The sequence below is a fragment of the Myxococcus sp. AB025B genome (assembly GCF_006518215.1).
Classification (GTDB): Bacteria; Myxococcota; Myxococcia; order Myxococcales; family Myxococcaceae; genus Myxococcus; species Myxococcus fulvus.
Window position 1 is genome coordinate 1 of sequence record NZ_SRLW01000752.1, and the last position, 397, is coordinate 397.

Annotated in this window: 1 pseudogene; it reads left to right on the forward strand. The window is 65.2% G+C overall.

Annotated features, from left to right (window positions below):
• Positions 1–207: 207 nt before the first annotated feature.
• Positions 208–397: pseudogene (locus FL311_RS43805) on the forward strand (NfuA family Fe-S biogenesis protein); the annotation flags it as partial.

A 397-nucleotide genomic window follows, 5' to 3' on the forward strand; every position in this document is an offset into this window, starting at 1 on the left:
CAGCTCCCAGCCGGGAACCTGCGGCAGCAGTTCGGCCAGGCGGGCCTCGCCGAGCTTGTGGTCGCTGCCTTTGCGCGGCACGCAACGGGCCTGGGCCAGTGGAATCAGGTCGGCCATGGGAATCTCCACCTCGTGTTGACTGAACAATGCGCCGGACGGTGTATAAACCGAATGAGCGGCTGACGCTTACTTGGCTAGAATAGCCTGATGATCCAGATCTCCGCCACTGCCCAGACCCATTTCCGCAAGTTGATCGAACGCGAGGGCGTGCCCGGCATGGGCGTGCGCCTGAGCGCGGTCGACCCCGGTACGCCGCGCGCCGATGCCCGGCTGGAATTCGCCGAACCGACCGACCTGCTCGGTGACGAGTGGGCGGTGGATTGCGATGGTTTCACCC